Genomic DNA, 25,359 nt, shown 5'->3' on the forward strand with positions numbered 1-25,359 from the left:
CACCTCAATGCAGATCGGGAGAGATTGGTGGACGGCATTCGGCCCAATGGCTGACATCTTGCAGCAAAGCAAAGCCACGGTCCTCATCGTCCCAAATTCGGGGCCCATCATCTCTGGGTGCCTCCCAGATCTCTCCGTAAGCGGCATAACCGCCAAATGCATCTGTGCACCAAAACAGCGCCTTGCCCCCCGGATAGGTATCCATTGATTGCCACTTGACCATCACCAAAGCCCTCCACCGCGCCTGAAATTGTCCTGGTCATCGATCTCGGCGCTCCAGTGACCGTCCCAACTATCGTCATCGTTGCCATTCACGGTGGCGGCCGTCGCTTTTTGATACTCGTATGTGCTGACCGGCTGGCGGCTGGCAAAGAATGCCAGGGAAGCGGCAACCGCGCTGTCGCCGTGGCGATCAAACCCATCCGATCCTTTGAACCGGAAATCTGCCGGAACCCGGATGATCCCGCCCACAAATTGCAGCGCCTGGTGATCCTGAAGAACATCGTCATGCTTCGGCAGAACAATGGAACCGTCACTAAAAGCGGTGATGAAGGGCGGCATCTCAACCCGATACCATTCCTGGCTAAAGCTGACCTCGACGATCTTTTCGCCATATTTCTGCGCGGTCACTTCAGCCAGGTAAGCGCCGTTGCCGGTGCGGTCCATGGCGCCCTTGGCAAATCGTGGAAGCCGATCACAGACATAAAAGAGGATCTGTCGCTGTTGATCGAAAGGCACGTTTCGCAGCTCGACAATCAGCTTGGTGCGGCGCACCAGATCATGCCCGACCTCAAAAATCACAATATCGGTGGCGTCGCCGCTACGCGCAAAGTCCTCTCCCATCACGTGCCGTTTGGTGGGATCTAGTGCCTTCAGGACCGGCAACAGCTCTTTCTTGCACCAATCCATCGCAGCCGACTTTCGAACGCCCTTCAAAGCGTTTTTGAAATCATCTTCACAAGCCCAGCGTTTGAACGGAATGCTCGCTTCCATGCAGGCTTCGATCTGCACGCGGGTGAGAGCTGCGCCCTCGGCCTCCGCCGGGATCGCGTCAAGCTCCTGACGCATGGCAGCGGTGCGGGGCCCATAAGATCCACGGATAAGGGCTTCCCATTCATCCTGGGCTTCCTGTGTCCATTCCCGACCCTTGGTATAGCACACGCGCTTATAGAGACCGTTTTCAACAGCCTTTGAAAATGGGATGTGGTGAACGGAGAACGGGTTCTTTCCCGCCTTCGCTTCCAGGATCAACTCGTTAAAGGCGTTCAGAACGCCGTTATGGGTCGAGATCACCCGAACCTTGCCCCCCCAGATCAGAAGCGCGTTCACGGCATCAATGACGGCCCGCACATCTTTGTGGAACGCCGCCTCATCAATCACCACCACACCTTGAAGGCCGCGAATGTTAGCCGGGTTGGATGACAGGGCCTCAACGCGATAGCCACTGGCAAACTTCACCCGAAAGGCGGAAATGTGCTTTGTGCTGCCGTCCGGTTGTTCGTCCTCAAAAAGGAACTCTTCGATTTCAACGAGCTCTTCCTGGATGACCTTCGCAAAATGCGCCACGTAGCCGATAAATTCGCGGCCTTTGTCCTTGGTGTCGCCGATGTAGAAGACGTTGTCACCACCTGCCGATCGCGCCGATGCAGCGATCAAGGTATCATCCAGTGCCTCGGCAAAAGTGATCCCGGTGCGGCGCCCCTTTTCGGCCAGCTTCAAGTCGCTGTCATCTTCCAGCCACTCAGTCTGGTGGGCCATAAGGATACCTTCGGCCAGCGGGTCCAGATCCTCGGGGATCTCACCGCCACGCACAAAGCTATCAGGAAGCTTGGCCGGATCTCGATCGAGCACCGGCGGCCCTGCGATGACATTGGGATCGTTAGCCGGCTCACTCATGAAAACACCGCCTTTGGCCGGCATATCTTCCAGCCTTGCCGCTGAAGGCCCCGCCAGATCAGCACCCGCTCATCTTCGCTCATCCGTGCAAAAGCTTCTGTCCGACCGGTCTGACGCTTCACCGCAGCGGACACGGCATCATCGCGCGCCTCGCCCTCGGTCCCAAAGACCATGGACTTTCTGCCCTTCGGATCTTTCCAGAGCCAACCGATCGGAAATTCGCCCTTCATCACTTCTTCACCCCCAGCACGTTGCGGCGGATCTCGGCGGCGCGGTCTGCGCTCATACCTTTCTCGGCAGTTACGGCATCAATGGCGCTTTCCACGCCATCTTCAAACTTGGCTTGCATCTCGCGGCGGCGATCGACGGAAATCTTCTGCGAGTTCACCGCGGCCTGAAGCGCGCGGGCCAGTTCCATTGCACCTTTGGGCGTAATCTCAGCGTCACCTTCCATCAATTCGAATATCAGCGTTTTGATGGTCTCGGCGGCGATGATGGTCAGATCATCAGTTTGCCCAGGATCCAGGCGCTCAGTCAGCGCTGCGGTGATCGCCCGCACTTCTTCATGACGGCGCGCCATCGAGGCCAGCCGGATTGAGTGGCGATTGAAGGCCGAAAGAGAAATGGGGCCCAGCTCGAGTTCGGCCAGGCGCGCGTTGAAGTCCTCGTGGATCTCTTTCTGAGTGCGCTCCCGCTCTTTCAGCTCCTGAAATGCCCAGGCAACAATCCCGTCCGCCTCGGGTGGCAGAAGATCAATTGAGGAAAGTCGGCCCCGTCCCGTGCGCCGCGCCATGACGTCAAGCCCTCCGGCGTGAAGGGCTACTGATCCCCTCAATCTTGGCGCGCCGCTCCAGGTGATCTTCGCCTTGCTGGGTGAGCTCAGCCACCAGAACCGAACCCGCCTCAGTCAAGATCACGGCCTGCGCTTCGGTTTCGAGCCAGCGCAGTTGAGTGTGGACATACTCGCGTGACCGGTTGATCGCGAAGCTTTCCAGAACTTTGGTGATCATGGTGGAATTCAACCGACCGGCTTTTTCCTCCGACAATGCGCGCAGGATGATCAGCCGGGCTTCGGCGTTGAAATGGTCGGAATACCCGTCAAAAAGCTGGCTCATTTTGCGGCCCCTTGTGAGAGATTGATCAGATAGGTTTCGATGCGGATCACACCCGCTTGGGTGGCTTTGCCCGTTTCTTCGAGAAGGTTGATCTTCCCAAACATCTCGGCGTGTGCCAGTTCCAGCTTGTGCAGATCATCACGGCTTGGCAGTTTCAGCACGTCTTCTTCGACTTGGCCGACGCGGGCCTTCAATGCCTGCACTTCCGTTGTCAGCTCTCCCAACTGGGTGCTGGACACGACATTCTTGCGCTCGGAAAACAGCCAGCCTTTGTAGCGAAGAACAAAGCCCACCGCCAACACGGCGAAGACAACGAGGGCGCCGACAAGACCACCGTCTTCTAAAATTGCGAGGAGGTGCTTTTCCATGCGAGATACGACCCTGATACTGCACACGCGAGAGCGAGAATTGTGTAATTGAGATTGGCGGTGGTTGAGAGAGAAGTGGCCCAGAAGTTCCAAGCGATGACGCTCCAGGATCCGGCAGCCAGGGCCATAGCAACAAAGCGCAGCTCCATCCGATACCGGCGACGGTTCAGCATTGCGATGATCTGAAGCATCGCAACACCGCCAAAGAAATAGGCCCAGAGCACAGCAGCCACGGCGTCAAATCCGCGATAGGCTTCATTGTGCAAAAGCTCGGGTTGCAGCAAAAGCACCTTTGCCCAGGCAAACAGGTTAAGCATCGAGAAGATCTCAAACAGGCGCACCTCGTCATAAAAGACGAATGCGGCCAGGCGGCGGAGGAGCGGTTTCAAAGCTTCACCGGCCATAGCGACGAGCACTCTGTTCCGCGTGGTTCTGGCATGCCAGACAACGTGTGGCAAAGGGGGCTGCCGCACGGCGCGCGGCGGAGATTTCTTCACCACAGTCGATACATTCGACCGACCCCGTGCCCTCAACAACTGCCCGTGAGCGGTTGGCAAGGCTGTCGCATTCGCGCTGCACAGCGGCTTCTGCGGCTTCAATATGGCACTCATTCATGCGCTCCCCTCACAGGTTTGTTCTGCCACATCCCGGATGGTTTCTTTGGAGTGGGCTTCCGCCAAACTGTTCAACATCAGCGCGGCATCACAACCGCCTGTTGACACATTCAACCCCCAAGCATCGCCATAGGCTGCGGCCAGTAAAAGGGAGGTCTCTACCAGATGGACCTTCGTGGCTTCAGCCCCCTGTCCAAGCTCTTCGGCAATCATGGCCTCAGCTGCGATGTGAAGCTTTGCGGCCATCTCAGAGATCTGGGCTGCGGTCAGCCGTTGCGACAGATCCTTTACGATTTCATCAGCCGTCATGATCAACGCCTTGGTTTAGGAGGTTGAGGGTTTTTCCAATCTTCAAGCGCCGGATTTTCAAATTCATCAAGGACAGCATCAGCCAATGCGGTATCGGTTCCGGTATTGGCCACACCGGGGCTGTCATGGCGCAATTCGCGGATCTGCTTGATATTCTCCAAGACTACAGGAAGCCGTTGGGTAGCCTCAGCAATGGACTTATGGAACTCCTGTGATTTCACCTGGTACCGCCCGCCGAAATAGAAAGACACCACCACCCCGGCAAACCACCAAAGCGGCTGCGGGACCAGGGCAAGCCCCTGCATACGCTCGGCAAACCAAAGCGGATCAATCATTGCCATGGCAAACAGCGTGAAGACTGCAATCACCATCAAGGGGCGCGGCAGGCGGTTCAGACCATCCATGAAGCGATCAAACAAGCCTTTGCGGGCATGCTGGAATTCACCGGCATATTGGGCCAACGCAGCCTGATCATAGTTGGCGGCACGCTGCGCGCCCGCCTCAGTGTTTGCACGAAACACACCAACGGTTTCCGCAACCACATTCCGGCCACCGCCGAAAAGCCCTTTCAGGATATTCAGTTTCATCTCTTTGCTCCTAGCTCGCGCCAAATCACATCAATCTGTAAGGACAGGCGCCAATCAAACGGGACGATCAGGACCACCGGGCAACGCGCGCTTCAAATTGCGCATCCGACATGTGGTAACGGGGGGAAATGAACTCCTCGGCGCGGCGGATCCAACCACCTTTGCCGCCATTTCGACGGCGCGCATATTTGCGAGAGGCCGGGCGGCGATCAGCCAAACGGAAATAGTAGTTGCGGCGCGCAACCCCATAGGCATCCACCAGAGCATTTCCGGCGCGGGCGTACACCCGCTTTGCCGCCGCTGCGGTTTTCGGCCCCAGCGCCCCATCCGCCACAACGGGCTCCTGGAACTCACCCAAGAGGCGCTGAAGGATCCGCACGGCGTTGGAGCCCGCGTTCACCTGCATATCGAAAACCGTGGCTTGCAGCGCCTCCGGTAACAGGTGGATCCGAGGTTTCTGGAAGTAATGCTGGATGAAAATATCAACCGCCTGATCACGCGACAGAAGGCGCACGTCACGCGTATTCACTACGCCGTTGTGATCAAGGTCGATCTTGAGACGGCGCATGGTGTGGATAGTCACACCGTAATTGGTTGCGCCGCCAGGATCGTCGGGATCGTTTACATACCCGCCTTCACGTCCAACGATTTCTTCTGCGATTTCACGAACGGTTTTCATGGCCCACCTTCAAATTGATGAGCCGAAATTACTTTTGGTTGTGAGCGAATAGATTGGTAGCGCCGCTACCAAATCAGTCAAAGAGGTCGGGATGATCCGAGCGCGGGGTCGCGCCCTGCTTCTTTGACTTGCGCCGGAAGACTGTTGTCCGGTGGCTGCCCGTTGCAACGGCGATCTTATCTGCTGATACGCCAGCGGCAATCATTTCGTCAATCTTTCTGCGACGGCGGACCAAATCCATATTGGGACTGCATGGCAAATCAAGAACCACGCCGCCCTTGCCGCCGTAGCCGGTGCGGAAATACGCGCAGATGGTTTCGGCGGCATCACGTCCCACGGCACCCACCAGCCAGTGGTTTTCCTTGGGATGGGCCGGAAGGGAAATGCGACTTCCACCACGGGCATCGGCCATCGCCAGGGCAGCATCCAGCCCCGCCGCCTCGGCGATCTCTGCCAGCAAAGGTGGAAGCCAGGAGAAGCTCACGAATTCATCTCCTCAACTTCGAGACGCCGAACCACTCTACCCAAGGTATTCATGAGGTCCATCCAATTCTCATGGGTGCATTCAGACATCGGAATGCCCGTTTGCTGGAATACCCAATCGTCAAACTTCAGACCGGAGAACGGCGGGTTCACGCCCTGGACAAGCCACCACTGCGCCAGCGTGATCTTGTACCCCGGTAGGCGGGTGTATGCTGGTGCGAGGCGACGATCTGCCCAAGAAACACCCTTGCGCTCCAGCATCTTTTTCAGCGCCTCAATCACTGCCTTTGCATCTTCCGGTTCCCGGATCCAATTGGCGTGGCCGACCTTGGCCTGGCGAACGGCAAAGCGGTTCAGCGATCGATCATCGCGGGATTTGACGAGCCCCATGTTCCAACATGCAATCCAGAGAGCCTGGATCTTTTTGGCATAAGGGCCAGAGATCGGTTTGCGCTTTGACGTGCGGGTTGCGCCCATTGCATCAAGAGCCGCGAGCAATGCTTTGGTCTGTTTCGGGGACAGGCCACGCGTCGAACGCTGGCCCGTGTGCTTCTCAACAAAATCGCGCCAGGCATCATCTTCCTTTAAAGAATGAACCTGTCGACGCTTGGCATGGATGGCTTTGAGGGCGCTCATGACGCCATGCCCTGCTCGCGCCACACAGCCATACGGTTGTTCCGCCAATCAATTGCAAGCGGGACCACATCAGAAATGTCTTCAACATAGATGTATGTGCCGGAGGACATCCCGAAGCCATAGCTGGTGTAGCCATTTGGGTGGAAGTGGACAGGCTTGGGAGTTTGGACTTTTACAACAAACCCATAAAGACCTTTTTGGGCAATCCATTCCAAAAAACCTTCTTCGTCACAGGCCCATTTAGGGGCGCTATTGAACACTGCCATGGTTTTGTGGAGATGGGAGGCGCCTTCGATCGCGTCCAAGATAACTTCTTCAAAGAAGTCATCATTTGAAAAGCCTTCTACCGCACCAGCGAGCCAGACGATTTCATCTAGCCGCAGATTTTCGTCAAAGAGTTTTTGCGCTACACTTGCGAGGTTCATCATACCTTCTCCGCATTTGCAAAAGCGTCCTGGATCGGCACCATGCGCTTGGACATGAGGTGGATCAGACAGGCCATTGCGACGATTTCGGTGTGTGTCACCATTTCGGCACCACGCTTGCCGCGCGCGTCGATCTTGCGCATGGCGCTGGCTGAATGGGCGATCATCTCGGGTTCGGTGAAACGAGCATCAGCCATGACCGGCCCCTTTCTTCCGCAGTTCCAAAGAAAAGCTGATAGAGCCAAGTTCGGGTTTGAAATCGTCGATCACCGGCACCACTTCAAAGCGCGCGTTGATTTTTGCGCCAAGCTCGTAGACCAACGCATCCAGTGTCGCCTCGGAAACCAGCACATCGTTGAGCCCAACCATGGCCTCGCGGACCAAAACTAGCATGTCATCCGAGTTGACCAGGCAGTTGACGTTATGCTGCATCGTCGCCCCCTGACCCATCACTGGACAGATCCTCGGCATTTGCCAAATTGATCTGCATCGATTTGAAGTTAGTGCTGATGTTTTCACGCGTCGAAATGACGACATATTGGCGGGTGTCTTCTACACGCTGGCTGTCTTTCACAGCCTCCATAGCGCGCTCCCAGGTCGGATGATCGATATTCCAGCGGCGCATTGCGTAGAGCGCTGAACGGTTCACCTTGCCCTGTTTGTCCACTTCGAAGGCATAGTTCAGAAGGGCCTGCAATTCATCAGGAACCCCTTCACTCACTTCCTGGACGTATTCATCCACAAGCGCTTTTGCGACCTTCAGCTCGGGGCCGAATTCGATCTTGTCATGGATACTGACCTCAATCTTCAGAAGGCCGTCAAAGGATTTGAAGCTGACATTGCCTCGCCCACCCTCGCGCAGCCCACGCATTTTGATGCCATACTGCTCACCAAGAAGGGCCGTAAGTGCGTTCAGATCGTCATAGGTATGTTCGCGAAAACGAGCGATTTGGCTCATTAGATCAGTCGCAAACTGATGAATATCACGCACGGTTTTATCCACCAAAACGTCTGATGGTTTCATGATGCGGGCCGGCACTTGATGGCCCTTGCCATTGATGTAGTGGGTGATTTCACCCTTGTCGTTCGTGAGGTAGCTCGACATTGAAACTGTCTCCTATTAAGGGTTGTTGGGTCAGCCCGCCTTTGCAGCAGGCATCTCCCCAAATTGCTTCAGAAGCCCACTCATCTGCGTTGCCAGCCCTTTGGTGCGACGCAACTCGTCGTCCGCGGCCAGCAGGTAACGAGCCAGCAGCTCCAGTTCATTTGTGGTCAGCGGGTTCTTGGAGGCGTTGCGGCCAAGAATGCGGCGTGCAATCCCCAGCGGATCTTTGCACTCTTCCGGCTGAAGTACCGGTTGGCCGTCGACAAGCTGGTGGCCGCTGCCGGTGCCCCGGATCTGCACCTCAAGTCGGCTTTTCAGTTCCCCCAGGCGAAGGCGGTATTCAGGATCTTTATCCACCTTGGCCTGCGCCTTGTTGATGAGGTTCGTAACCGTTGCGTGATCACGACCACCCATTCCATGCCCAATGTTACTCAGCGACATATCGGTTAGAGATTTTGCCAACCAGCATGCCTCCGACCGGGCAAGGACAAATTCAGGCAAGCGGGAACTGGACTTAAGATCCAGAAGGGTCACGTCATGCTCACGGCAAATCACTTCCAGGATCTTTTTGTAGGGGCGCCAATAGTTCATCCGACCACTCCCTCACCACGGCGCTCATAGGCAGCGCGTAGGATTTCCGGGGTCAGGCTGACGCCCATGCCATTCGCGATCATTGACGCCGCCTTCAGCGTTTGGATCAGCGAGCCAAGCGCACCCGGCTTTTGGGCAATCTTGGTGCCAACTTTGCGCAGCTCCGGATCCTCGATCCCCCAGGCATTCAGGAAAGTTTCGATATCTTCGGCGTAGGGCTTCATGACCGACAAACGGTTGCCGACACGGCGCGCAATCTGCGCAGACCCTTTGTCTTTGCTGGCATTGGCGTAGGGGGTCTTCTTTTCATCGTTGCCCAGCAAAACCAGACCGCATTTGGACCGGTCATGGAAATGGCGGAGTTCGTTGATCCCGTCTTCGTTGAGATATTGGGCCTCATCGATGATCAGAAGTGCGCTGAACCCGTCGCGTTTCAAGGCTTCGACAATCGCTTTTTTCAATCCGGCTCCGTAACAGGTGTCCAGCCCCAGCAATTCACCGATCTCAATCTTAAGTGTGTGCGGGCTATGGCTCGACGGGCTAAGTTCTAGATGAAACACATGCGGACGAGTGGCAGCGTAATGCTCTGCGGCGCAGGTTTTCCCAAAACCCGATTTGATTGTAGCCACCGCCATCGTGGGCAATGCTTGCGCATAGGTGAAGGTCTCGAAGAGCTCACGGGCCACGCGGGTCTGAACAAACCCCGGATCCACCGGCAGAGCTGACATGGCCTCTGCGGCATCCTCGACACCCGCCAGCCAGTTTTCCATCTTCTGAGTGGTGGTATCATAACGGCCCTTGTAGGTGCCGTCATACCAGCCGGAGAGCGTCCCCATGGCGACACCCGAGCGACGGGCAACCTCAGATTTACTCCAGCCATTTTCGGCAGCGTATTTTGCCACCCGGTGCGTGGCGCTGTTCCAGCGCTCTAACAGATCCCCTTCAACCCCATCAGGGGCACCTTTCGGGACGGGCCAGGCATTCACTTTGCCAGTTTCCATATGCGCATTCATTGCTTGCTCTCCTCAGTGGGTTAGTTCTTGCTGGGGTGATCAAAGATGCTGGACACACCAAGCGAAGCAGCCACGCCACGCCCGAAGGCTTCGCCAACATCTTGATTTGAAAGTTCGCCAGGGGCGGGCATTGAGGTATTCAGCCCCACCACCTTTGGAAGTTCGATCTGGATAGGATCGGGATCCGGGATTTGTGCGGCCACCTGGGCGGCGGTCAAAAGACGGCCTAGCTCCAGGAGCTCGCGCTGCGCCTTCATGAATTGCCGCTTCTTCCGGGCATGCTCGCGGGCCGCTGCAGCATCGTTAAAGCCGACGGCTTCGATGCAGGGCACGCGGTCAATAAACACCCCATCCATGGTGTAGACAAAGAGATCGTCATGCAGGTTCTCAGGATCAAATCGAACCATGAGCTTGCGGCCAGCATGGGCAATCAGCTTTTCGCTCCAATAACGGTTGTCAGCGAGATAGATCTCGCCATTGCCGCGCCGTGCGGCCTTGCCCTCGCCAGCCAACATGCAGAACTGGAGCTGAAGGGCCGAGGCGCGTTGCACCACCACTTCGGGGCGATCCAGGCTTTCCTTGAAGACTTCCGCAAAACTCCGGCCTTTTGCGGTCTGGGTATTGCGATCGGTACGGGTGTTGTGGCGCATGATCTCCTGCGCAACAAACGCGCGGAACTCTTCGATCGGGATAGCGCGTGAGCGGTAGTTCTCGGGCTTGGCGTTGATATTGTTCCCGGTGAACGCACCTTCCAACGCAGGGTGGCGCGAGATCCTGTCGACCATGTCGCGCCAGGCACGTTCAATCGGCTTTGCCTGACCGTGATAGGGCGTGACGTTGTGAACTGTGACGCCAAGTTGGGTGAGCACCCCTTTGGGCTCCTCATCCTTCACCTTGAAGCGAAAACGATGTTTCATACCCCCGGTGATCCACTTCGACATGAAGGCGCGGCCATTGTCAAAATAGACATGCTCAGGAATGCCCCAGCTTTCGATCATGTCCAGGATCGCGAGGCGGGTGGTTTCTTTGTTCTCAGTCCGTGAAATCCGATGGCTCAGCACCATTCCGGAATAAACGTCCTGGAAACCGATCAGGCAGGGGCGGCCAATTGTGCCATCCTCGTATTTGACAAACACGTCGAACACGTGGCCGTCCGCGTTGGTCGCTTCCATCGCATGAAACACGGTTTTGTCGCGCGTCTGGGCCGGGAAAAGCTGCGCCGCTGCGTTCTGACCTTTGCGAGCCATCGTAATCGCCGCCATGCCGATCTCGCTCTCAATCCGGCGCTTGAGCGTCGGTTTGGTTGGGATCGGCCCCCATTCATGGGCCTCTGCCGCTTCCTTCATCCGGGCATAGCAACTTGCGAAGCTGGGTTCGGCTGGGCGCAGATAATCGCTGACCAGCATATCCCAAGCGCGGCGGTCACACTCTGCCTTGGACGTGCGGCCTTTGAATTCGGGCAAAAGTACCGCAAGCCAATCGCTGCGCCGTTCACCTGCAATCAGGTCAAGCCAGCGATACAAGGTGCGGATCGGTGTGCCGGTTTTTGCCTCAACCAGAACCATGGCATAGCTGTCCGGTTGGGTTTCGCGCAGCTTCACCAATTGGTGGATAATCTCCAGGCGCGCCTCCGCCTTTTCGCGACTACCAGCGGGCGCGGTCTGATACCGATACCAAAGCGACTGCGACCGCAGATCAGCGCGTTCATCCACCTCATGCTCGGCAATTTCTGCGATCATGGCAGCGTTGATGATGTGGGCCTGCACAAGGGCTGGCAGAAGGGTGTAATGGTATTCCTTGCGGACACCGCCGTTGCCATTCACTTCACGACAACGGTTCGGATCCAAGTTCCAACGGCCATCTTCAGCAAAGCGAAGCATGCCGCGTTTGTCTTTGGGAAGTGACACATGGTTCAACGCCACCAGATCCGCTATGGAATACCACTCATTCATGCCTGTTCTCCGATCTCCCGCAAGAACTCGTCACGCCACCCCTTTTTGCCTTCTCCCCACAGCTTGCCCATCTGCTGGAGCCACTTTTCTTTTGGGGAAAGCTCGTCTTTGGGCCGTTGATCACCAACCGCTGCGCGCCATTCACTCACCGACTTGAACGCCTCACCAGCAAGCGCCTCTGCGCAGGCTTCGCGGTGATCAGGTTCCAGTTTGCAAAGGGCCTTGAGCTGCGAGGCGTTGTCCGCAATTTGGCTCGACGCCAACATGGTCAGCGCCTCTTCGCCAAGCGCATCAAAGATTGCCACATCGTCATAGATGCTGCGTTGCGACCTTCCGGTTTTTTGCGCCAAGATCTCGTCTGGTCTGGCAAGTTGCAAAGTTTGCAACTTGCCTCCTGTGTGTTGATTTCCACGATCCCCGCCGTGTTTCAGTTCGGGATGCGCCGTGCGAAACGACTGCACCCAGAGACCCACAGATTTGATACGCTCAATAGCCGACAGATCGGTGCGAAACACGTTCTCTTCGATCTCAAGGATCTCGGCTTCATCATCGGTCAGTTCACGCACAAAGGACCGGATCGTTTCGCGGTCAAGGATTTCGTGAGCCCGCAGGCGGTGGCGACCGGCCACCAGTTCATAACGGCCATGATCAGATGGGCGCAGGGTGATCGCATTGATCAAGCCGTTCTTCCCAATTGCAAGCGCAAGCTGTTGCGCCGCACCCTCGTCCAGTTCGCGTAGGCGTTCCGTTACATCAATCAGATCAAGGCTGATTTCGGCCTCATAACCTCCTGGAAGATCCCTCATTTCAGCGCCTCCAAACTGAAATAGATGATGGCCCAGACACCTACAGCCCAGATGAACCAGAACAGAGCCACAGCCAGCGTCTGATAAAGTCGGTGCCAGATCGGACGCTCTTCGGTCAGATCGTGGTAGATTGAACGCTGATCTGGTCCGATCTTGATCTTCTCCAAATAGGCGTCCGACCCAGCACCTTCACCGCCCATCGGGTGTTCCGTGAGTGTCGGGCGGGAATGAGAGTAGGTGCGAAATTCTTTCGTCAGCGCCTCGATTTTGCGGATGATTTCCAAGTCCTCTTGGCGCTGTTTGTTGCGCGCAACAGTTGCCGCAAGACGCACTCGCCGATCACGATCTAGGCGCTCCTGGGCTTTAGCTTCATCAGTCATATTGTGGGGCGTTGTAAAAGCCCCCGAAGGCGACGAGGTGCCTCCTTCGGGGGAAGTGGCCCGGCTCTGGTCCCCTGTAGGCGTGGGGTGAGGCAGGTTTGCCGGGCAGGTGGTATTCGTAGGCGGCTCCATCGGGCCTTCGCCGGTCAGGATCCAGTGCAGGTTCAATTCAAGCTCTTCACCGATTGCGCAGAGCGTTGAAAACTTGGGCTCAGAGCGTTCATTGATCCAATTATTGAGATTACGGGTATGTGTCCCCAAATCCGCCGCGAGCATAGGATCAGTCAGCCCTTGAGTGTTCATTTCGGAGCGGATGCGCTCACCAAAACCTTGTTTCATCACGATGCCTTCTTGAACTGTTCAGCCTGCTCAAAAAGGCGGTGTTGATACATCGCCAGAACGCTTTCACGACCGGCATCATCGATCAGCTTTTCCAGCATCTCTTTACTGCGGGGGCCAGCATTCAAACCATAGGTGTAGGTGCGCACCGTGGGGGACGTGATGCCATTCTCTTTACACCAGTCTTCCAGCTTCACACCGCGCCCCTTCAGGGCGCCCATAATGGCTTGATGAAGCCATTCGCCAGGGGAGGGGTTTCGGACATGTTTGCGCATTGCGTTCCTCATTTTTGGTTTGATTGATCTTATGCAAAAATGGGAATTGTGGTCAACCCAAATATTCGGAATTAACGCTTTCCGATTTTTCGGGCTTCTCGAATCAAAATTTGTTTGCGATGAGAGAGGCATGGATGGTGTCGGAAAACGGATGCGAAACGCGATGGAAACGCGCGGCTTCAGTGAAGCTGCGATGGCTTCGCGTTTGGACACTGCAAGAAGTACATTCAACAACTGGCTCAATGATCGATCAGAGCCGAAATTTGAGATTTTACTAGAGTTCTGCAAACTCACAGGCGTCGAAATCGGCGATATCCTACGCCATGGTGATGACGATCAGATCAACTACAAGCTGGATGAAAGCGAGAGTGATCTGATCAAAGTCAGCATCCACAAAGACCAACTGTCCGAAGTGCATTTCGACCGAGCACAAGCCAAACTCCGCCAGCATGAAATCGCGCTTTCATCCGCCCGCTTAGATATGCTCGGCCTCGATCCCGCACACCTCGCTGTGGTGGTGATCCAGGGCGACAAGATGGAACCGCTCATGCCCAATGGAATGACGGTTCTGATTGATCAGCGTGACCGGGAAATCGCCAATGGTCGGGCGGTCTTTGCCTATCGTCTGGGCGAACATGTCGAAGTCGCCAACCTCACGCGCGGCGAAGATCAAAGCATCTATATGATCTATGAAAAACTCGATCTGCCTTTGATGCATCTTCGCAATCCAGAAGGCGCGGATTTCGAGATCCTGGGCAAGGTGGTATGGGCGGCGCAAAGCTGGTCGAAGTGAGCAGATTTTCAACCCTACCTTTGAAAATCCAGTCCTGAGGCAATACCGTGCAGATCGCCCTTTTTCACAAAGCTACAAGCGGTTTGAACCGGCTGAGAGCCGAGGTGGGCGGATTTGCCCTACCTTTCGTGACGGCCATTTTCAAAACCGCCAGGCGTTTCGAAGGGTTTTCAAAATCAAACGCACCTTATTCAATTGGTCTTTGAAAGCTTTTTGAAAACTCTTCGAGTGCCGCTCGAAACGCAGTCAGAAATGCCAATGCAAGTTTTCCAAATGGGCAGGCAGCGTGGTTTGTGCCATTCCTAATTTTCCACGCGCCTTTTGAGAATTCCCCCGAATTGTCGCTCAACCACCCTGTTTCACTGGGTTTCCACACGATCCCGCACAAAACCGGATAATCCCTGATAAGTGTCATTCCTTATGTTCCGTAACAGCGGGGATGGCGCCGGCCTGCCGTGTCACCTCACGCCCGCCCTGAAACAGGATCAGCGCCGGAATGCCGCGAATGCCATGTTTTTGCGAGACTTTGGGATGGTCTTCGGTATTGATCTTGGCCAGCCGGGCCTGCGGGGCCTGCGGGGCCAGCGCGCGGGCGGCATGTTCAAAAGCGGGGGCCATCATCCGGCAGGGTCCGCACCATGGCGCCCAGAAATCCACCAGCAGCGGCACGTCGTCGTTTTTCATGGCCTTGGTCAGCGTGGCCGGATCCAAGGCGCGCACCTTGCCATCGTTCATCTTTGCGCCACAGGTGCCGCATTTCGGCCCCGCGCCCAATTTGTCTGCGGGCACGCGATTGACGGCGCTGCACTCAAGGCAGGTCATTTTCAGGGGTTTGGTCATGGGGGTCTCTATCATATTCCAGTTGATGCATATTTAATGCGATGATGAAGGACTTCAAGGGCAGGCGGCAATGAAACGCCCCCCTGCACCACCGCCAAAAAAGAACCCGCACGGAGGGGCCGCGCGGGTTGCATCTTTCGGGGGCGGCAGCACTCAGCCGATAAATGCCTTATACCCTGCCTCGTCCATGTAATCTTCCAGCGGCGAGGGGTCGGAGACTTTCATCTTGAAAAACCACGCCTCGCCTTCCGGGTCGTCGTTCACCGCGCCGGGGTTGTCGGCGAGCGCTTCGTTCACCTCGACAATCTCGCCATCCAGAGGGGCCAGGATGTCGGACGCGGCTTTCACGCTTTCGATCACCACCACCTCATCGTCTTTCGACACGGTGTCGCCCTCTTCCGGCAGCTCCACAAACACCACGTCGCCCAACTGTTCAGCGGCATGTGTGGTAATGCCCACCACCATCAGCCCGTCTTCTTCGCGCAGCCATTCATGTTCTTCGGTGTATTTCATCAAGGTTTCTCCAGAATTTGCCTTATTCATTTTGGTAGCGCCGGTCGGGCGTTGTGGCAATCCCTTGGTTGATTTGCACTGGTTGATCCTTGTGCCAAGATCAGGGCAGGGTGCGGGCAGGAGGGGCCGTTTATGAAAGACCCGTTTTTCTTTGGATATGGATCGCTGGTGAACCGGCGCACGCATTCTTATGAAAACGTGCAACCCGCCCGGCTGAGCGGCTGGCGCAGGGCGTGGCGGGCCTCGCCGCTCAGGGCCGTGTGCTACCTGACCGTGGTCCCGGATGAAGGGGGCGAGATTGATGGCCTCATCGCTTCGGTGCCCGGTGCGGATTGGGCGGCGTTGGACCTGCGCGAACGGGCCTATGTGCGGGTGCCGCTAAACGGCCAGACTGGAAATGGCCAGAGTGGGAATGGCCAGAGCGGAAATAGCAGGGTGGCGCACCAGGCGGGTGAGGTGGATCTTGCGGTTTACGCCATTGAACTCGGCGCGCATTTTGACCCCACGCGCGACAACCCGGTGCTTCTGTCCTATCTCGACGTGGTGGTGCAGGGCTATCTGGACGTGTTTGGCCGGGCGGGTGTGGATCATTTCTTTCAGACCACAGATGGCTGGCACGCGCCAATCCGAAACGACCGGGCCGATCCGATTTATCCCCGCGCGCAGGTCACGTCTGCTGAGGAAAAGGATCTGGTGGATGGCTGGCTCAAAGACCTAGCGGCGGAAGTTGAATAGCGCCAGTTGACGGCGTTGCCGGGTAAATCCCGTGGCCACCGTGCAGGTCTCGCGCATCAACATGCGCTGGAACATCACCAGGGCGATCACCGCAAAAACAAGCCCGCCCATTGCCCAGCCGATCATCACCCCCGACGCGCCCCAAAGCTGCGCGCCAAGGATCACGAAAGGCACGGTGCCCACGGTCTGACGGCCCCAGTTGATCATGGTTGAGCGGAACGGGTGGCCCAGATTGTTGAACCCGGCATTGGTGACAAAAATCACCCCGTTGAAAAACCACAGCAATGCCAGCGGCCCACAAAACAGGTAGACCAGCTCGCGTGCGATGCCCTGCGCGTTGAACAGATCCGCAATCGGTGCGCGAAAGGCAAACAGAAGCGTGGCAACACAGAGGGTGACAATGGCGGTGAACAGCAGCCCGTCGCGGAATGCCTGACGCACTCGGTCCATGTTCCCGGCCCCGTAATTCTGGCCAATGACCGGCCCGATCGCGCCGGAGAGCGCAAAAATCACCCCAAAGGCCACCGGTACCAGCCGGCCGGTAATGGCCATGCCCGCCACCGCGTCTTCCCCGAAGGTCGACATGGAGCGGGTGATATAGGCCTGGCCAATCGGCGTGGCAAACTGCGTCAGGATGGCGGGAATGGCAATCTTCATCAGATCGGGGAAATCGACGCTGAACGCGTCGCGGGTGGGGCGGTCAAGGCCGCCATGATGGGTCAGGATCGGCCAGATCGACAGGATGGCGATGGTGATCCGTGCCGCAACCGAGGCCAGCGCCGCACCGGTCAGGTCCAGTCCCAGCCCAAAGATCAGGATCGGATCAAGGACAGCATTGACCGCGCCGCCGGAAATGGTCGCCATCATCGCGCGGCGCGCATCCCCATGGGCGCGCAGGATCGCCCCCCCGACCATGGCAATGATCAGAACGGGCAGTGAGGGCAGAATGATCTGCAGGTAATGCTGAGCAAGATCAAGCGTGGTGCCAGACGCCCCGAGAAGAGCAGTCAGAGGCCGGATATTCATCCAGACAATTGCCGCAAACACGGCCCCCAGCACGGCCCCGTAAAAGAGGGCCGTGGCCGCGCGCCTGCGTGCTTTCTGCACCTCGCCCTCTCCCAGCGCGCGGGCCACCAATGCACCTGCCGCGATGGACATGCCAATCCCGAAAGACGAGGTGAAGAAAAGGATCGCGCCCGCATAGCCCACCGCCGCCGCCAGCTCGTCACGGCCCAGCCATGAGATGAAAATCATGTCCACAAGGTCGACAAGGAAAATCGCCATGAGGCCCACGGAAGAGGTCAGCGCCATCACCGTGATATGTCGCATCAGGCTGCCGGTCAGAAACTTCGCCTGTGCAGGGGGGCTGACCTCCGAGGGCTCCCCACCTGCCTTGTCGATTTCATCTGCCATCCGGGCCTCCTGTCGCGCTTTTGCCAGCTTGCCGGAAAACCGGGCCATGCGCCAGTGGGCGGGATGCACAGGGGATGTGCGCAAACGCGGGCAAAGCTGTGACATCTGGCCTGCCCCTCTTTTCTGGGCCATATGCCCGGACCATTTGCCATCCCCTGATACCTTGACCGCAGTACAACAGCCCGGCAGGGTTCTGTCAGCTAAACCAGTCAAAAGGAGGCAGCCATGTCCTGGCTACCCACTCTCATCACATCAACCCCCGAAGAAGGCTATGACCTGGCGATCAAACTGTCGCGCATGGCGGTGAAAAAGACCCAGCCCGATGATGAGGCGCGCTCCAAGATGCGCCCGGAATATGCCAATAATGCCGACAGCCTGACCCAGGTCTCGCAGGTCGTTGCCACCAATTTCCAGACCGTGGCACAGGCCAATAACTATTGGCGGGACTGATCCGGCACCCGGATGCTGCAATGAAAAAAGCCGCCCGATTGGGGCGGCTTTTCTGTTTTTTGTTAAGGGTTTATCCCTTGGCGCGGATCACCTGCAAAAGTGGCAGAAGGGCCGACATGTCCGGGCCGTGGCTCATCCCGGTCAGCGCCTTCCTGAGCGGCATGAAGAGGCCACGCCCCTTGCGGCCGGTCGCGGCTTTCACCTCTTTGGTCCAGTTGCCCCAGGTCTCGCCATCAAACGGGCCTTCGGGCAGCAGCGCCAGCGCCTCGGCGACAAATTCCCGGTCTTCCTCGTCGATCACCGGATCGGCGCCGGTCGAACAGAGGTCCCACCACGGCGCCAGATCTTTCAGCACGGTGATGTTTTCGCGGGCCACGTTCCAGAACGCTTCGCCCTGATCTGCGGGCACACCCAGCCCGGTCACGGTCTCGGCCACCGCATCATAGGGCAGGGCGCCCAGATAGCGCGCGGTCAGGGGGTAAAGGTCATCGACGTCGAACTTGGTCGGGGCGGCCCCGAAGCTGCTCAGGTCAAACCCGTCCGCAATCTCATCAAGGGAGCTCATCAACTCAACCGGCTGTGACGATCCCAGACGCGCCATCAGCGACAGAAGTGCTGCCGGCTCCACACCGTTTTCGCGCAGATCGCGCAGCGCCAGCGTGCCCAGACGTTTCGACAGGGCTTCCCCTTGCGGGCCGGTCAGAAGCGAGTGGTGGGCAAAGCTGGGCACCGTGCCGCCCAATGCTTCGATGATCTGGATCTGCGTGCCGGTATTGGTCACGTGATCGGATCCGCGCACCACATGGGTCACGCCGAAATCCACGTCGTCACAGACCGAGGCAAGCGTGTAGAGGAACTGCCCGTCCCCCCGGATCAGCACCGGGTCAGAGACCGAGGCCGCATCAATTGAAATGTCGCCCAGGATCCCGTCGGTCCAGTTGATCCGTTCATGATCCAGCTTGAACCGCCAGTGACCTTGCCCACGCTCTTCGCGCAGGGCGGCCTTTTCGGCCTCGCTGAGCGCCAGCGCCGAGCGGTCATAGACCGGCGGTTTGCCCATGTTGAGCTGCTTCTTGCGCTTCAGATCCAGCTCGGTTGGGGTTTCAAAACATTCGTAAAACCGCCCCATGTCGCGCAGCTCCTGCGCGGCCTGCTCATAGCGTTCCAGACGGTCGGATTGCTTTTCCACCCGGTCCCAGGTCAGGCCCAGCCATTCCAGATCTTCCATGATCGCATCGGCATATTCCTGCTTCGACCGCTCCGGGTCGGTGTCATCCAGACGCAGGATGAACTGGCCGCCGGATTTGCGGGCAATCAGGTAGTTGAAAAGCGCGGTGCGCAGGTTGCCCACATGGATATAGCCGGTGGGCGATGGGGCGAAACGGGTGGTGGTCATACATAGATCTCCTTGGCCGGGACGTGTTTCACATCACGCGGCTTTTGTCCATATCCGCAAAAAGTGCGGGGGCGGGCAGCGGGTGGTGTCAGATCAGCCCGCGAAACCGATCCGGGATGGTGACAACCGGCTCGTCTTTCAACATGCCCGGCTTGTTCAGCGCATAGGGCGCGCGTTCGCGGCGCTGGCGCTGGCGGGCGGTGGGGAAATAGGTGTCGCCGTCATGGGCGCTTGCTTCGGTGATGATCTTGAACAGCGCCTCGCGCCGCTCCAGATGCCCGCCCCAACCGGTGGCGAGCCGGTCCTTGTCCAGCGTCTTGCCGGTGGAGCGTTCATAATCGACCATGCCGAAATGGAAGGTGAACAGGTTGGGGTCGATCCGAAACCCGTGCCCCTTGATCCGGTGCATGCCCGACCCCCAGGTGACGGGGCGAAAGGTGGTGATCGGCTTGGTGTAGCGGGCGGAAAGATGCGCGTAACGGCGCTGATCCAGAAAGGGGCGGCTGGGATCCAGCGGCCCTTCTTCGACCATATGCTGCCCCACATCCAGCCCCAGCCCGGAGACGGAAACCTTGTCGGTGAGCAAAGACAGGTAGCCGGCCAAAGTGGTGTTCAGATTGGGGTCCACCACCAGAAACTCGTCCACGTCGCAGGCCAGAACACTGTCGAAATACCGGTAAAGCCCGCGCGCCAGCGCAGACATGACCCGTGCCCGGCGCCGCATGGCGCCCACGCGTTCCATCGGTTGATGCGGCAGGTAAAGGAAATTCACCTGATCGGCGCCTTCGCAATCAGGTTTTTCCTGATCATGGCCGTCCAGAAACACGTAAAGATGGCGATGACCAAAGGCCCGGCCATAGTGGTCAATCCATTTGGGCAGGAACAGGTCGTCGTTTCGAACCGTTGTCATTGCGGCAAAGAGTTTTGTCATATGCTCCTCGGATCGGGCTGTGGATCGGGCTGTCCGGTCAGATGTCACCTCCTTTCATATCAGGCCGGATTTGTCCACTGCCCGCACCGGAGGGACGCATGCGTATGGCGAGAATTTCCGCCCCCTCTTAGCAAATATCAATGCTCTGATCCGGTGGCCAGCTAGGGTGCGGGGGCAGAAGCCGGGGCGCAATGGCCCTGCGGCACGGGTTTGGAAAGAGCAACATGTTTTATCTCGTCTTGGTGGTGCATCTGCTGGGGGCTGCGGTCTGGACCGGCGGGCATATCGTGCTGGCGACCACGGTGTTGCCGCGGGCGCTGAAGGCGCGCGATCCCGGAATTCTGCTCAGATTTGAGCAGGGATATGAACGGGTTGGGATGCCTGCCCTGCTGGCGCAGGTGGTGTCCGGCCTGTGGCTGGCCTATGCGTTCGTGCCGGATGTCGGTGACTGGGTGCGCTTTTCCGATCCGGCAAGCACCGGGATCGGGGTAAAGCTTGTGCTGCTGGCGATCACAGCGGGCTTTGCGGTGAATGCCCGGTTTCGGGTGATCCCGACCCTGTCGCCGGACACGTTGCCTCTGATGGGCTGGCACATCCGCGCGGTCACAACACTTTCGGTACTGTTTGTGCTGACCGGGGCGTTTCTGCGCACGGGCGGGTTTTGAGGCGCGGATGAGGGAAGAGGGGCGCTGCCCCTCGGCCTGCGGCCTCACCCCGAGGTATTTTGAGCAAGAAAAAGCCGGGAGATAAGCGGGCCAGAAGGTGAGCGGGGGCGGCGGTTTCATGCGGGTCTGTCCCCAGTGTCCGCCGCCGAACAGATACCGGGCCATCAAGCGCCGGAGAAATGGCTCAGCGGGCATCTGAAACGGAAAAGGTCTGCCAATTTGGGGGAGGGTCTGGAGCGGGCGGCGGGAATCGAACCCGCGTCATTAGCTTGGAAGGCTAAGGTCTTACCACTACACAACGCCCGCGCAGTGAGGTCATGATCTATGACATGACAAATTGGGGGTCAAGGCCATTTCCGGTTGTCTGGGTAGAGTTTTGGAAAAATTCTTTTCGTCCGTTCCTCGTGTCATCGTGACGGGAGGCGTGGCGGCCATCGTGGCTGGTGGATCTGCCCGCGGGCCGGGACCGTTCGGGCAGATCTGTTATGTCCGTTGTGCCATGCCGCGCGCCCGGTTAGCTCATGTCGCGCCAGCGGTTCACGATGGGATAACGGCGGTCCAGCCAGAATGCCCCTTTAGTGAGCCGCGTGCCCGGCGCCGACTGGAAGCGTTTATATTCCGAGATGAACACCAGATGTTCGACCTTTTTCACAATTGCCCGGTCAAACCCTGCGGTGACCAGCTCTTCCACCGATTTCTCGTGATCGACCAACCCTTCGAGGATCGCATCCAGCACGTCATAGGGGGGGAGGCTGTCCTCGTCTTTCTGGTCCGGGCGCAGTTCGGCGGACGGGGGTTTGTCGATGATTGACACGGGGATGATTTCCCCTGCTGGTGCCTTCATCCAGGGGCGATGATTGGCGTTGCGCCAGCGGCATTGTTCAAAGACGCGGGTTTTGTAGAGGTCTTTGATCGGATTGTAACCGCCTGACATGTCACCATAAATCGTGGCGTATCCCACGGCGACCTCGGATTTGTTGCCGGTGGTGAGCAGCATGGCCCCGGTTTTGTTCGACAGCGCCATCAGCAGCAGGCCCCGCAGGCGGGACTGGATGTTTTCTTCGGTAATATCCGCTGCCATCCCTTCAAAAAACGGCGCAAGCGTGTTGGTGATCGCATCGCGCCCTTCCTTGATCGGCACGAAATCATACTGGCAGCCAAGGCGCTGGGCGATGTCCTTGGCGTCCTCCAGTGAGCCTTGTGAGGTGTATTCTGATGGCAGCATCACGCAGCGCACATTCTCAGGCCCCAGCGCATCGGCGGCAATGGTGGCCACGATGGCGCTGTCGATCCCGCCAGAAAGGCCCAAGAGCACCTGTTTGAACCCGGTTTTGCCCATGTAATCGCGCAGGCTGTCCACCATGGCGCGGTAATCCTGTTCCCATTCGTCGGGCTGGGGGGCGACCTCGCCCGCCGCAATGCGCCAGCCCGCGTCGGTCTCGGTCAGGTCGATATGGCGGATTTCTTCGTCAAACACGCCCATCCGCAGGGCAAGCTCCCCGCCGGGGTTCAGCGCAAAGGTGCCGCCATCAAACACCTGATCATCCTGACCGCCCACCATATTGAGGTAAATCAGCGGCAGGCCGGTTTCCACCACGCGCCCCACCATGTGATTGAGGCGCACGTCATATTTGCCGCGGAAATAGGGCGAGCCATTGGGGATCAGCAGGATCTCGGCACCGCTTTCCGCCAGTGTTTCGCAGACGTCATGGGCATGCCACGCATCTTCGCAGATCGGGGTGCCGATGCGCAGTGGTCCAATGGAATAGGGGCCTTGCGGAGGGGCAGAGGTGAAATGGCGCACCTCGTCAAACACGGTTTCATTGGGAAGGCGTTGCTTGAGGACACGGGTTTTCACCGCTCCCCTTTCCAGCACCCACCAGGCGTTATAAAGGTTCTTGCCATCATGATAGGGGGCGCCAATGCCCATGGCAGGGCCATCCGCGCAGTCGCGGGCGAGCTGTTCCACGGCTGCCATGGCGTCGCGGTAGAACTGTGGGCGCAGCACCAGATCCTGGGTTTGATAGCCGGTGAGGAAGGCCTCGGGCAGGGCGACCATCTGGCTGCCGGCCTCTTTTGCGGCGGCCCAGACGGCCCGCGCCTTGTCGGCATTGGCGGCGATGGCGCCCACCGTGGGGTTCAGTTGGGCCAGGGTCAGGCGGAACTGGGCGGGGCGGAAATCTGCGGGGCGGAAATCGGGGGTGTGGAAATTCTCACTCATCGCGCGTCTTCTATTACCGGGTCTCAGGACATTTGCGCACAGATGTAGCAGTATTTGGCCGAAGGGGAAGCCCCCGCGCCGGAATGTGGGGGAAAAGCGTTGTTTCGCCCCGGAGGCTCCTCTATCTTGCCAAAGATGCCCTGATGTTGTCGGGGCCTGTCTTGTCGTTTGATTTGAAGAGGTTGGGCATGAAGCACCTGCTGCGCTTTCCCGCGATCGGGGCCGTGATGGCCGCAACAGCTCTGGCCGCTGGCCTGATGCCGGGGCGCGTCGTGGCCCAGGATGTCGAGATCAAGCAATATGATGACGGGGCCGTCTATGAGGGCACGTTCAAGGGTGGGCTTCAGCATGGGATGGGCACCTACCGCCTGCCCTCTGGCTATGAATATACCGGCGAGTTCATCGAAGGCGAGATCGTCGGGCAGGGCGTGGCCCGCTTCCCGAACGGATCGGTTTACGAAGGCAGTTTCGCCAAGGGCAAGCCGGACGGGTTTGGCCGGATCACCTTTGCCGATGGCGGCACCTATGAGGGCGATTGGGTGGATGGCAAGATCAACGGCACCGGACTGGCAATCTATGCCAATGGCGTGACCTATGAAGGTGGGTTTCGCAATGCCATGCACCATGGCAAGGGCCGGATGGAGAGCCCCTCTGGCTATATCTATGAGGGCGACTGGGTGATCGGTGTGAAAACCGGGCGCGGTGTTGCCAGCTACGCCGATGGTTCGGTCTATGACGGAGAGCTGCGCGATGACCAGCGCGACGGTGAGGGCAAGCTGATCTCGGCGGACGGGATGATCTATGAAGGCCAATGGACCAAGGGGCAGATGCATGGGCAGGGCAAGCTGACCCAGGTCAACGGGGATGTCTATGAAGGCATGTTCAGCGCCGGTGCGCGCGACGGCAAGGGCAAGGTGACCTATGCGGGGGGCGATGTATACGAGGGGATGTTCTCGGGCGACAAGCGCCACGGCAAGGGCCGCTTCTCCGGTGCGGATGGCTATGTCTATGAAGGGGATTGGGTCGAGGGGCGCATCGAAGGGACCGGCGTGGCAACTTACCCGGATGGCTCGGTCTATCAGGGCGCGTTTGTGGATGGGGTGGCGCAGGGGCAGGGCATGATCGTCTATCCCGACACCAGTTCTTACGAGGGGGAATGGGTCGCCGGGGTGATCGAAGGCAATGGCGTGGCCCGTTATGCCGATGGAACGCAATATGAGGGCGCTTTTGTGAATGCGCTTTATGACGGGCAGGGCAGCCTGACCACCGCCACCGGGGCAAGCTACAAGGGGGACTGGCAGGCCGGTCTGCCCAGCGGGCAGGGGGTGTCGGTGCTGGAAGATGGCAGCACCTATGAAGGCGGTTTCTTTGCTGGCCAGCGTCAGGGACAGGGCGTGCTGAAAACCGCCGATGGCTTCCGCTACGAAGGCGAATGGCGGGCGGGGCTCTTTCATGGCAAGGGCGTGGCGGTCTATGCCAATGGCGATCTGTATGACGGTGGCTTTGTCGATGGCAAACGCCATGGCCCGGGTGTGGTGATCCGCGCAGATGGCACGCGCGAGGACGGCATCTGGGAGGAGGGCTTTCTGCAAGGCAGCGTGCTGCGACCGGATCCGTCCTTGCCCGCAGATGACGGGGACGCGGCCGCAGATCTGCCGGAGGCCGGATCAAACCCCGGCTCTGACGCGGCACCGGAACCAACGGCAGAAACTTCCCCCGAGGTGCCCGCAGAAGCCGAGCCTGACACATCGACCGGAAACTGAGACTGGAAACTGAGGCCGGACCTGAAGCGCTCGCTCCGGGTGTGTTGCTGGGCGTGTTAATGGGCT

The 25,359-nt window shown here is 58.3% G+C and carries 34 protein-coding genes and 1 tRNA gene; 5 read left to right on the forward strand and 30 right to left on the reverse strand.

All coding sequences use genetic code 11. From position 1 onward, the window contains the following. Positions 1-4: 4 nt before the first annotated feature. The 23 genes from AKJ29_RS04570 to AKJ29_RS04680 all read right to left on the reverse strand — a co-directional run bounded on the left by AKJ29_RS04570 (position 5) and on the right by AKJ29_RS04680 (position 13,573). Complete coding sequence (locus tag AKJ29_RS04570; protein ID WP_055188341.1) at positions 5-223, reverse strand: hypothetical protein; 219 nt, start codon at positions 221-223, stop codon at positions 5-7. Beyond that, complete coding sequence (locus AKJ29_RS04575; protein WP_055189025.1) at positions 223-1,896, reverse strand: hypothetical protein; 1,674 nt, start codon at positions 1,894-1,896, stop codon at positions 223-225. Before AKJ29_RS04575 ends, AKJ29_RS04570 begins: the two co-directional genes overlap by 1 nt. Next, a complete protein-coding gene (locus AKJ29_RS04580; RefSeq protein WP_055188343.1) occupies positions 1,893-2,126 on the reverse strand; it encodes a hypothetical protein in 234 nt (77 codons plus the stop codon). The genes AKJ29_RS04575 and AKJ29_RS04580 overlap by 4 nt, the downstream gene beginning before the upstream one ends. After that, positions 2,126-2,689 (reverse strand): DUF3486 family protein, encoded by a 564-nt coding sequence (locus AKJ29_RS04585; protein ID WP_055188345.1) that lies wholly within the window; start codon positions 2,687-2,689, stop codon positions 2,126-2,128. The genes AKJ29_RS04580 and AKJ29_RS04585 overlap by 1 nt, the downstream gene beginning before the upstream one ends. 4 nt (positions 2,690-2,693) lie before the next feature. Next, positions 2,694-3,011, reverse strand: a complete 318-nt coding sequence (locus AKJ29_RS04590) for a VpaChn25_0724 family phage protein (protein ID WP_055188347.1) — start codon at positions 3,009-3,011, stop codon at positions 2,694-2,696. After that, entirely contained in the window at positions 3,008-3,379 is a 372-nt protein-coding gene (locus AKJ29_RS04595; RefSeq protein WP_055188348.1) for a DUF2730 family protein, read from the reverse strand. The genes AKJ29_RS04590 and AKJ29_RS04595 overlap by 4 nt, the downstream gene beginning before the upstream one ends. Next, entirely contained in the window at positions 3,352-3,783 is a 432-nt protein-coding gene (locus AKJ29_RS04600; protein WP_055188350.1) for a hypothetical protein, read from the reverse strand. Before AKJ29_RS04600 ends, AKJ29_RS04595 begins: the two co-directional genes overlap by 28 nt. After that, a complete protein-coding gene (locus AKJ29_RS04605) occupies positions 3,773-3,994 on the reverse strand; it encodes a TraR/DksA C4-type zinc finger protein (RefSeq protein ID WP_055188352.1) in 222 nt (73 codons plus the stop codon). Before AKJ29_RS04605 ends, AKJ29_RS04600 begins: the two co-directional genes overlap by 11 nt. Continuing rightward, a complete protein-coding gene (locus tag AKJ29_RS04610; RefSeq protein WP_055188354.1) occupies positions 3,991-4,302 on the reverse strand; it encodes a hypothetical protein in 312 nt (103 codons plus the stop codon). The genes AKJ29_RS04605 and AKJ29_RS04610 overlap by 4 nt, the downstream gene beginning before the upstream one ends. Before the next feature lie 2 nt (positions 4,303-4,304). Continuing rightward, complete coding sequence (locus tag AKJ29_RS04615) at positions 4,305-4,889, reverse strand: holin family protein (RefSeq protein ID WP_055188356.1); 585 nt, start codon at positions 4,887-4,889, stop codon at positions 4,305-4,307. A gap of 67 nt (positions 4,890-4,956) precedes the next feature. Then, entirely contained in the window at positions 4,957-5,568 is a 612-nt protein-coding gene (locus AKJ29_RS04620; protein ID WP_055188358.1) for a holin-associated N-acetylmuramidase, read from the reverse strand. Positions 5,569-5,641: 73 nt separating this feature from the next. After that, the gene (locus AKJ29_RS19840) at positions 5,642-6,052 is read right to left on the reverse strand and encodes a hypothetical protein (RefSeq protein WP_055188360.1); all 411 of its coding nucleotides are present in this window, start codon (positions 6,050-6,052) and stop codon (positions 5,642-5,644) included. Next, positions 6,049-6,687 carry a regulatory protein GemA gene (locus tag AKJ29_RS04630; RefSeq protein ID WP_055188362.1) on the reverse strand — a complete coding sequence of 213 codons (639 nt, stop codon included), beginning with the start codon at positions 6,685-6,687 and terminating at the stop codon, positions 6,049-6,051. The genes AKJ29_RS19840 and AKJ29_RS04630 overlap by 4 nt, the downstream gene beginning before the upstream one ends. Beyond that, positions 6,684-7,115 (reverse strand): hypothetical protein, encoded by a 432-nt coding sequence (locus tag AKJ29_RS04635; protein ID WP_055188364.1) that lies wholly within the window; start codon positions 7,113-7,115, stop codon positions 6,684-6,686. The genes AKJ29_RS04630 and AKJ29_RS04635 overlap by 4 nt, the downstream gene beginning before the upstream one ends. Further along, positions 7,112-7,309 (reverse strand): hypothetical protein, encoded by a 198-nt coding sequence (locus AKJ29_RS04640; protein WP_055188366.1) that lies wholly within the window; start codon positions 7,307-7,309, stop codon positions 7,112-7,114. Before AKJ29_RS04640 ends, AKJ29_RS04635 begins: the two co-directional genes overlap by 4 nt. Continuing rightward, positions 7,302-7,544: a hypothetical protein gene (locus AKJ29_RS04645; RefSeq protein ID WP_139231298.1), complete on the reverse strand. Its 243-nt coding sequence runs from the start codon at positions 7,542-7,544 to the stop codon at positions 7,302-7,304. Before AKJ29_RS04645 ends, AKJ29_RS04640 begins: the two co-directional genes overlap by 8 nt. After that, positions 7,534-8,217, reverse strand: a complete 684-nt coding sequence (locus AKJ29_RS04650) for a DUF3164 family protein (protein ID WP_055188370.1) — start codon at positions 8,215-8,217, stop codon at positions 7,534-7,536. Before AKJ29_RS04650 ends, AKJ29_RS04645 begins: the two co-directional genes overlap by 11 nt. Before the next feature lie 30 nt (positions 8,218-8,247). Further along, positions 8,248-8,808 (reverse strand): helix-turn-helix domain-containing protein, encoded by a 561-nt coding sequence (locus tag AKJ29_RS04655; protein WP_055188372.1) that lies wholly within the window; start codon positions 8,806-8,808, stop codon positions 8,248-8,250. Beyond that, positions 8,805-9,821 carry an AAA family ATPase gene (locus AKJ29_RS04660; protein WP_055188374.1) on the reverse strand — a complete coding sequence of 339 codons (1,017 nt, stop codon included), beginning with the start codon at positions 9,819-9,821 and terminating at the stop codon, positions 8,805-8,807. Before AKJ29_RS04660 ends, AKJ29_RS04655 begins: the two co-directional genes overlap by 4 nt. A 20-nt stretch (positions 9,822-9,841) precedes the next feature. Beyond that, positions 9,842-11,773 carry a transposase domain-containing protein gene (locus tag AKJ29_RS04665; protein ID WP_055188376.1) on the reverse strand — a complete coding sequence of 644 codons (1,932 nt, stop codon included), beginning with the start codon at positions 11,771-11,773 and terminating at the stop codon, positions 9,842-9,844. Further along, a complete protein-coding gene (locus tag AKJ29_RS04670) occupies positions 11,770-12,579 on the reverse strand; it encodes a ParB/RepB/Spo0J family partition protein (RefSeq protein ID WP_055188378.1) in 810 nt (269 codons plus the stop codon). The genes AKJ29_RS04665 and AKJ29_RS04670 overlap by 4 nt, the downstream gene beginning before the upstream one ends. Beyond that, positions 12,576-13,298: a helix-turn-helix domain-containing protein gene (locus tag AKJ29_RS04675; RefSeq protein WP_055188380.1), complete on the reverse strand. Its 723-nt coding sequence runs from the start codon at positions 13,296-13,298 to the stop codon at positions 12,576-12,578. The genes AKJ29_RS04670 and AKJ29_RS04675 overlap by 4 nt, the downstream gene beginning before the upstream one ends. Further along, the gene (locus AKJ29_RS04680) at positions 13,298-13,573 is read right to left on the reverse strand and encodes a hypothetical protein (protein ID WP_055188382.1); all 276 of its coding nucleotides are present in this window, start codon (positions 13,571-13,573) and stop codon (positions 13,298-13,300) included. Before AKJ29_RS04680 ends, AKJ29_RS04675 begins: the two co-directional genes overlap by 1 nt. On the opposite strand from AKJ29_RS04680, the gene AKJ29_RS04685 reads away from it, so the two are divergent. Next, positions 13,566-14,366, forward strand: a complete 801-nt coding sequence (locus tag AKJ29_RS04685) for a LexA family transcriptional regulator (RefSeq protein ID WP_082392514.1) — start codon at positions 13,566-13,568, stop codon at positions 14,364-14,366. The genes AKJ29_RS04680 and AKJ29_RS04685 overlap by 8 nt on opposite strands. A 411-nt stretch (positions 14,367-14,777) precedes the next feature. On the opposite strand, the gene trxC is transcribed toward AKJ29_RS04685, so the two are convergent. Next, positions 14,778-15,206 carry a thioredoxin TrxC gene (gene trxC / locus AKJ29_RS04690; RefSeq protein WP_055188386.1) on the reverse strand — a complete coding sequence of 143 codons (429 nt, stop codon included), beginning with the start codon at positions 15,204-15,206 and terminating at the stop codon, positions 14,778-14,780. 153 nt (positions 15,207-15,359) lie between these two features. Then, positions 15,360-15,719 (reverse strand): glycine cleavage system protein GcvH, encoded by a 360-nt coding sequence (gene gcvH / locus AKJ29_RS04695; RefSeq protein WP_055188388.1) that lies wholly within the window; start codon positions 15,717-15,719, stop codon positions 15,360-15,362. Between the two features lie 132 nt (positions 15,720-15,851). Between gcvH and AKJ29_RS04700 the strand changes: the two genes are divergently transcribed. Beyond that, the gene (locus tag AKJ29_RS04700) at positions 15,852-16,454 is read left to right on the forward strand and encodes a gamma-glutamylcyclotransferase family protein (protein ID WP_055188390.1); all 603 of its coding nucleotides are present in this window, start codon (positions 15,852-15,854) and stop codon (positions 16,452-16,454) included. On the opposite strand, the gene AKJ29_RS04705 is transcribed toward AKJ29_RS04700, so the two are convergent. Next, positions 16,434-17,867 (reverse strand): MATE family efflux transporter, encoded by a 1,434-nt coding sequence (locus AKJ29_RS04705; protein ID WP_055189027.1) that lies wholly within the window; start codon positions 17,865-17,867, stop codon positions 16,434-16,436. The genes AKJ29_RS04700 and AKJ29_RS04705 overlap by 21 nt on opposite strands. A gap of 225 nt (positions 17,868-18,092) precedes the next feature. Here AKJ29_RS04705 and AKJ29_RS04710 point away from each other — a divergent pair, with 225 nt between their 5' ends. Continuing rightward, positions 18,093-18,317: a hexameric tyrosine-coordinated heme protein gene (locus AKJ29_RS04710; protein WP_055188392.1), complete on the forward strand. Its 225-nt coding sequence runs from the start codon at positions 18,093-18,095 to the stop codon at positions 18,315-18,317. Between the two features lie 70 nt (positions 18,318-18,387). Here AKJ29_RS04710 and gltX read toward each other — a convergent pair whose 3' ends face one another. Together gltX and AKJ29_RS04720 are read right to left on the reverse strand one after the other, a co-directional pair. Then, positions 18,388-19,713 carry a glutamate--tRNA ligase gene (gltX, locus tag AKJ29_RS04715; protein WP_055188394.1) on the reverse strand — a complete coding sequence of 442 codons (1,326 nt, stop codon included), beginning with the start codon at positions 19,711-19,713 and terminating at the stop codon, positions 18,388-18,390. Positions 19,714-19,801: 88 nt separating this feature from the next. Next, positions 19,802-20,644: a glycosyltransferase family 2 protein gene (locus AKJ29_RS04720; protein ID WP_055188396.1), complete on the reverse strand. Its 843-nt coding sequence runs from the start codon at positions 20,642-20,644 to the stop codon at positions 19,802-19,804. 224 nt (positions 20,645-20,868) lie between these two features. On the opposite strand from AKJ29_RS04720, the gene AKJ29_RS04725 reads away from it, so the two are divergent. After that, positions 20,869-21,309, forward strand: a complete 441-nt coding sequence (locus AKJ29_RS04725; RefSeq protein WP_055189029.1) for a CopD family protein — start codon at positions 20,869-20,871, stop codon at positions 21,307-21,309. Between the two features lie 232 nt (positions 21,310-21,541). On the opposite strand, the gene AKJ29_RS04730 is transcribed toward AKJ29_RS04725, so the two are convergent. Both AKJ29_RS04730 and AKJ29_RS04735 read right to left on the reverse strand, forming a co-directional pair. Continuing rightward, positions 21,542-21,615 (reverse strand) — tRNA-Gly (locus AKJ29_RS04730). 208 nt (positions 21,616-21,823) lie between these two features. Beyond that, the gene (locus AKJ29_RS04735) at positions 21,824-23,530 is read right to left on the reverse strand and encodes an NAD+ synthase (protein WP_055188398.1); all 1,707 of its coding nucleotides are present in this window, start codon (positions 23,528-23,530) and stop codon (positions 21,824-21,826) included. A gap of 227 nt (positions 23,531-23,757) precedes the next feature. On the opposite strand from AKJ29_RS04735, the gene AKJ29_RS04740 reads away from it, so the two are divergent. After that, on the forward strand, positions 23,758-25,293 hold the full coding sequence (locus tag AKJ29_RS04740) for an MORN repeat-containing protein (protein WP_055189030.1): 1,536 nt from the start codon (positions 23,758-23,760) through the stop codon (positions 25,291-25,293). The last annotated feature ends 66 nt before the right edge of the window (positions 25,294-25,359 follow it).

Source organism: Aliiroseovarius crassostreae (genome assembly GCF_001307765.1).
GTDB classification, from domain to species: domain Bacteria; phylum Pseudomonadota; class Alphaproteobacteria; order Rhodobacterales; family Rhodobacteraceae; genus Aliiroseovarius; species Aliiroseovarius crassostreae.

Bases quoted from the DNA above. Each gene is read 5' to 3' on its own strand.
- AKJ29_RS04570 (WP_055188341.1), bottom strand. From the start codon at position 223: ATGGTCAAGTGGCAATCAATGGATACCTATCCGGGGGGCAAGGCGCTG.
- AKJ29_RS04575 (WP_055189025.1), bottom strand. From the start codon at position 1,896: ATGAGTGAGCCGGCTAACGATCCCAATGTCATCGCAGGGCCGCCGGTG.
- AKJ29_RS04580 (WP_055188343.1), bottom strand. From the start codon at position 2,126: ATGAAGGGCGAATTTCCGATCGGTTGGCTCTGGAAAGATCCGAAGGGC.
- AKJ29_RS04585 (WP_055188345.1), bottom strand. From the start codon at position 2,689: ATGGCGCGGCGCACGGGACGGGGCCGACTTTCCTCAATTGATCTTCTG.
- AKJ29_RS04590 (WP_055188347.1), bottom strand. From the start codon at position 3,011: ATGAGCCAGCTTTTTGACGGGTATTCCGACCATTTCAACGCCGAAGCC.
- AKJ29_RS04595 (WP_055188348.1), bottom strand. From the start codon at position 3,379: ATGGAAAAGCACCTCCTCGCAATTTTAGAAGACGGTGGTCTTGTCGGC.
- AKJ29_RS04600 (WP_055188350.1), bottom strand. From the start codon at position 3,783: ATGGCCGGTGAAGCTTTGAAACCGCTCCTCCGCCGCCTGGCCGCATTC.
- AKJ29_RS04605 (WP_055188352.1), bottom strand. From the start codon at position 3,994: ATGAATGAGTGCCATATTGAAGCCGCAGAAGCCGCTGTGCAGCGCGAA.
- AKJ29_RS04610 (WP_055188354.1), bottom strand. From the start codon at position 4,302: ATGACGGCTGATGAAATCGTAAAGGATCTGTCGCAACGGCTGACCGCA.
- AKJ29_RS04615 (WP_055188356.1), bottom strand. From the start codon at position 4,889: ATGAAACTGAATATCCTGAAAGGGCTTTTCGGCGGTGGCCGGAATGTG.
- AKJ29_RS04620 (WP_055188358.1), bottom strand. From the start codon at position 5,568: ATGAAAACCGTTCGTGAAATCGCAGAAGAAATCGTTGGACGTGAAGGC.
- AKJ29_RS04630 (WP_055188362.1), bottom strand. From the start codon at position 6,687: ATGAGCGCCCTCAAAGCCATCCATGCCAAGCGTCGACAGGTTCATTCT.
- AKJ29_RS04635 (WP_055188364.1), bottom strand. From the start codon at position 7,115: ATGATGAACCTCGCAAGTGTAGCGCAAAAACTCTTTGACGAAAATCTG.
- AKJ29_RS04640 (WP_055188366.1), bottom strand. From the start codon at position 7,309: ATGGCTGATGCTCGTTTCACCGAACCCGAGATGATCGCCCATTCAGCC.
- AKJ29_RS04645 (WP_139231298.1), bottom strand. From the start codon at position 7,544: ATGCAGCATAACGTCAACTGCCTGGTCAACTCGGATGACATGCTAGTT.
- AKJ29_RS04650 (WP_055188370.1), bottom strand. From the start codon at position 8,217: ATGTCGAGCTACCTCACGAACGACAAGGGTGAAATCACCCACTACATC.
- AKJ29_RS04655 (WP_055188372.1), bottom strand. From the start codon at position 8,808: ATGAACTATTGGCGCCCCTACAAAAAGATCCTGGAAGTGATTTGCCGT.
- AKJ29_RS04660 (WP_055188374.1), bottom strand. From the start codon at position 9,821: ATGAATGCGCATATGGAAACTGGCAAAGTGAATGCCTGGCCCGTCCCG.
- AKJ29_RS04665 (WP_055188376.1), bottom strand. From the start codon at position 11,773: ATGAATGAGTGGTATTCCATAGCGGATCTGGTGGCGTTGAACCATGTG.
- AKJ29_RS04670 (WP_055188378.1), bottom strand. From the start codon at position 12,579: ATGAGGGATCTTCCAGGAGGTTATGAGGCCGAAATCAGCCTTGATCTG.
- AKJ29_RS04675 (WP_055188380.1), bottom strand. From the start codon at position 13,298: ATGAAACAAGGTTTTGGTGAGCGCATCCGCTCCGAAATGAACACTCAA.
- AKJ29_RS04680 (WP_055188382.1), bottom strand. From the start codon at position 13,573: ATGCGCAAACATGTCCGAAACCCCTCCCCTGGCGAATGGCTTCATCAA.
- trxC (WP_055188386.1), bottom strand. From the start codon at position 15,206: ATGACCAAACCCCTGAAAATGACCTGCCTTGAGTGCAGCGCCGTCAAT.
- gcvH (WP_055188388.1), bottom strand. From the start codon at position 15,719: ATGAAATACACCGAAGAACATGAATGGCTGCGCGAAGAAGACGGGCTG.
- AKJ29_RS04700 (WP_055188390.1), top strand. From the start codon at position 15,852: ATGAAAGACCCGTTTTTCTTTGGATATGGATCGCTGGTGAACCGGCGC.
- AKJ29_RS04705 (WP_055189027.1), bottom strand. From the start codon at position 17,867: ATGGCAGATGAAATCGACAAGGCAGGTGGGGAGCCCTCGGAGGTCAGC.
- AKJ29_RS04710 (WP_055188392.1), top strand. From the start codon at position 18,093: ATGTCCTGGCTACCCACTCTCATCACATCAACCCCCGAAGAAGGCTAT.
- gltX (WP_055188394.1), bottom strand. From the start codon at position 19,713: ATGACCACCACCCGTTTCGCCCCATCGCCCACCGGCTATATCCATGTG.
- AKJ29_RS04720 (WP_055188396.1), bottom strand. From the start codon at position 20,644: ATGACAAAACTCTTTGCCGCAATGACAACGGTTCGAAACGACGACCTG.
- AKJ29_RS04725 (WP_055189029.1), top strand. From the start codon at position 20,869: ATGTTTTATCTCGTCTTGGTGGTGCATCTGCTGGGGGCTGCGGTCTGG.
- AKJ29_RS04735 (WP_055188398.1), bottom strand. From the start codon at position 23,530: ATGAGTGAGAATTTCCACACCCCCGATTTCCGCCCCGCAGATTTCCGC.
- AKJ29_RS04740 (WP_055189030.1), top strand. From the start codon at position 23,758: ATGGCCGCAACAGCTCTGGCCGCTGGCCTGATGCCGGGGCGCGTCGTG.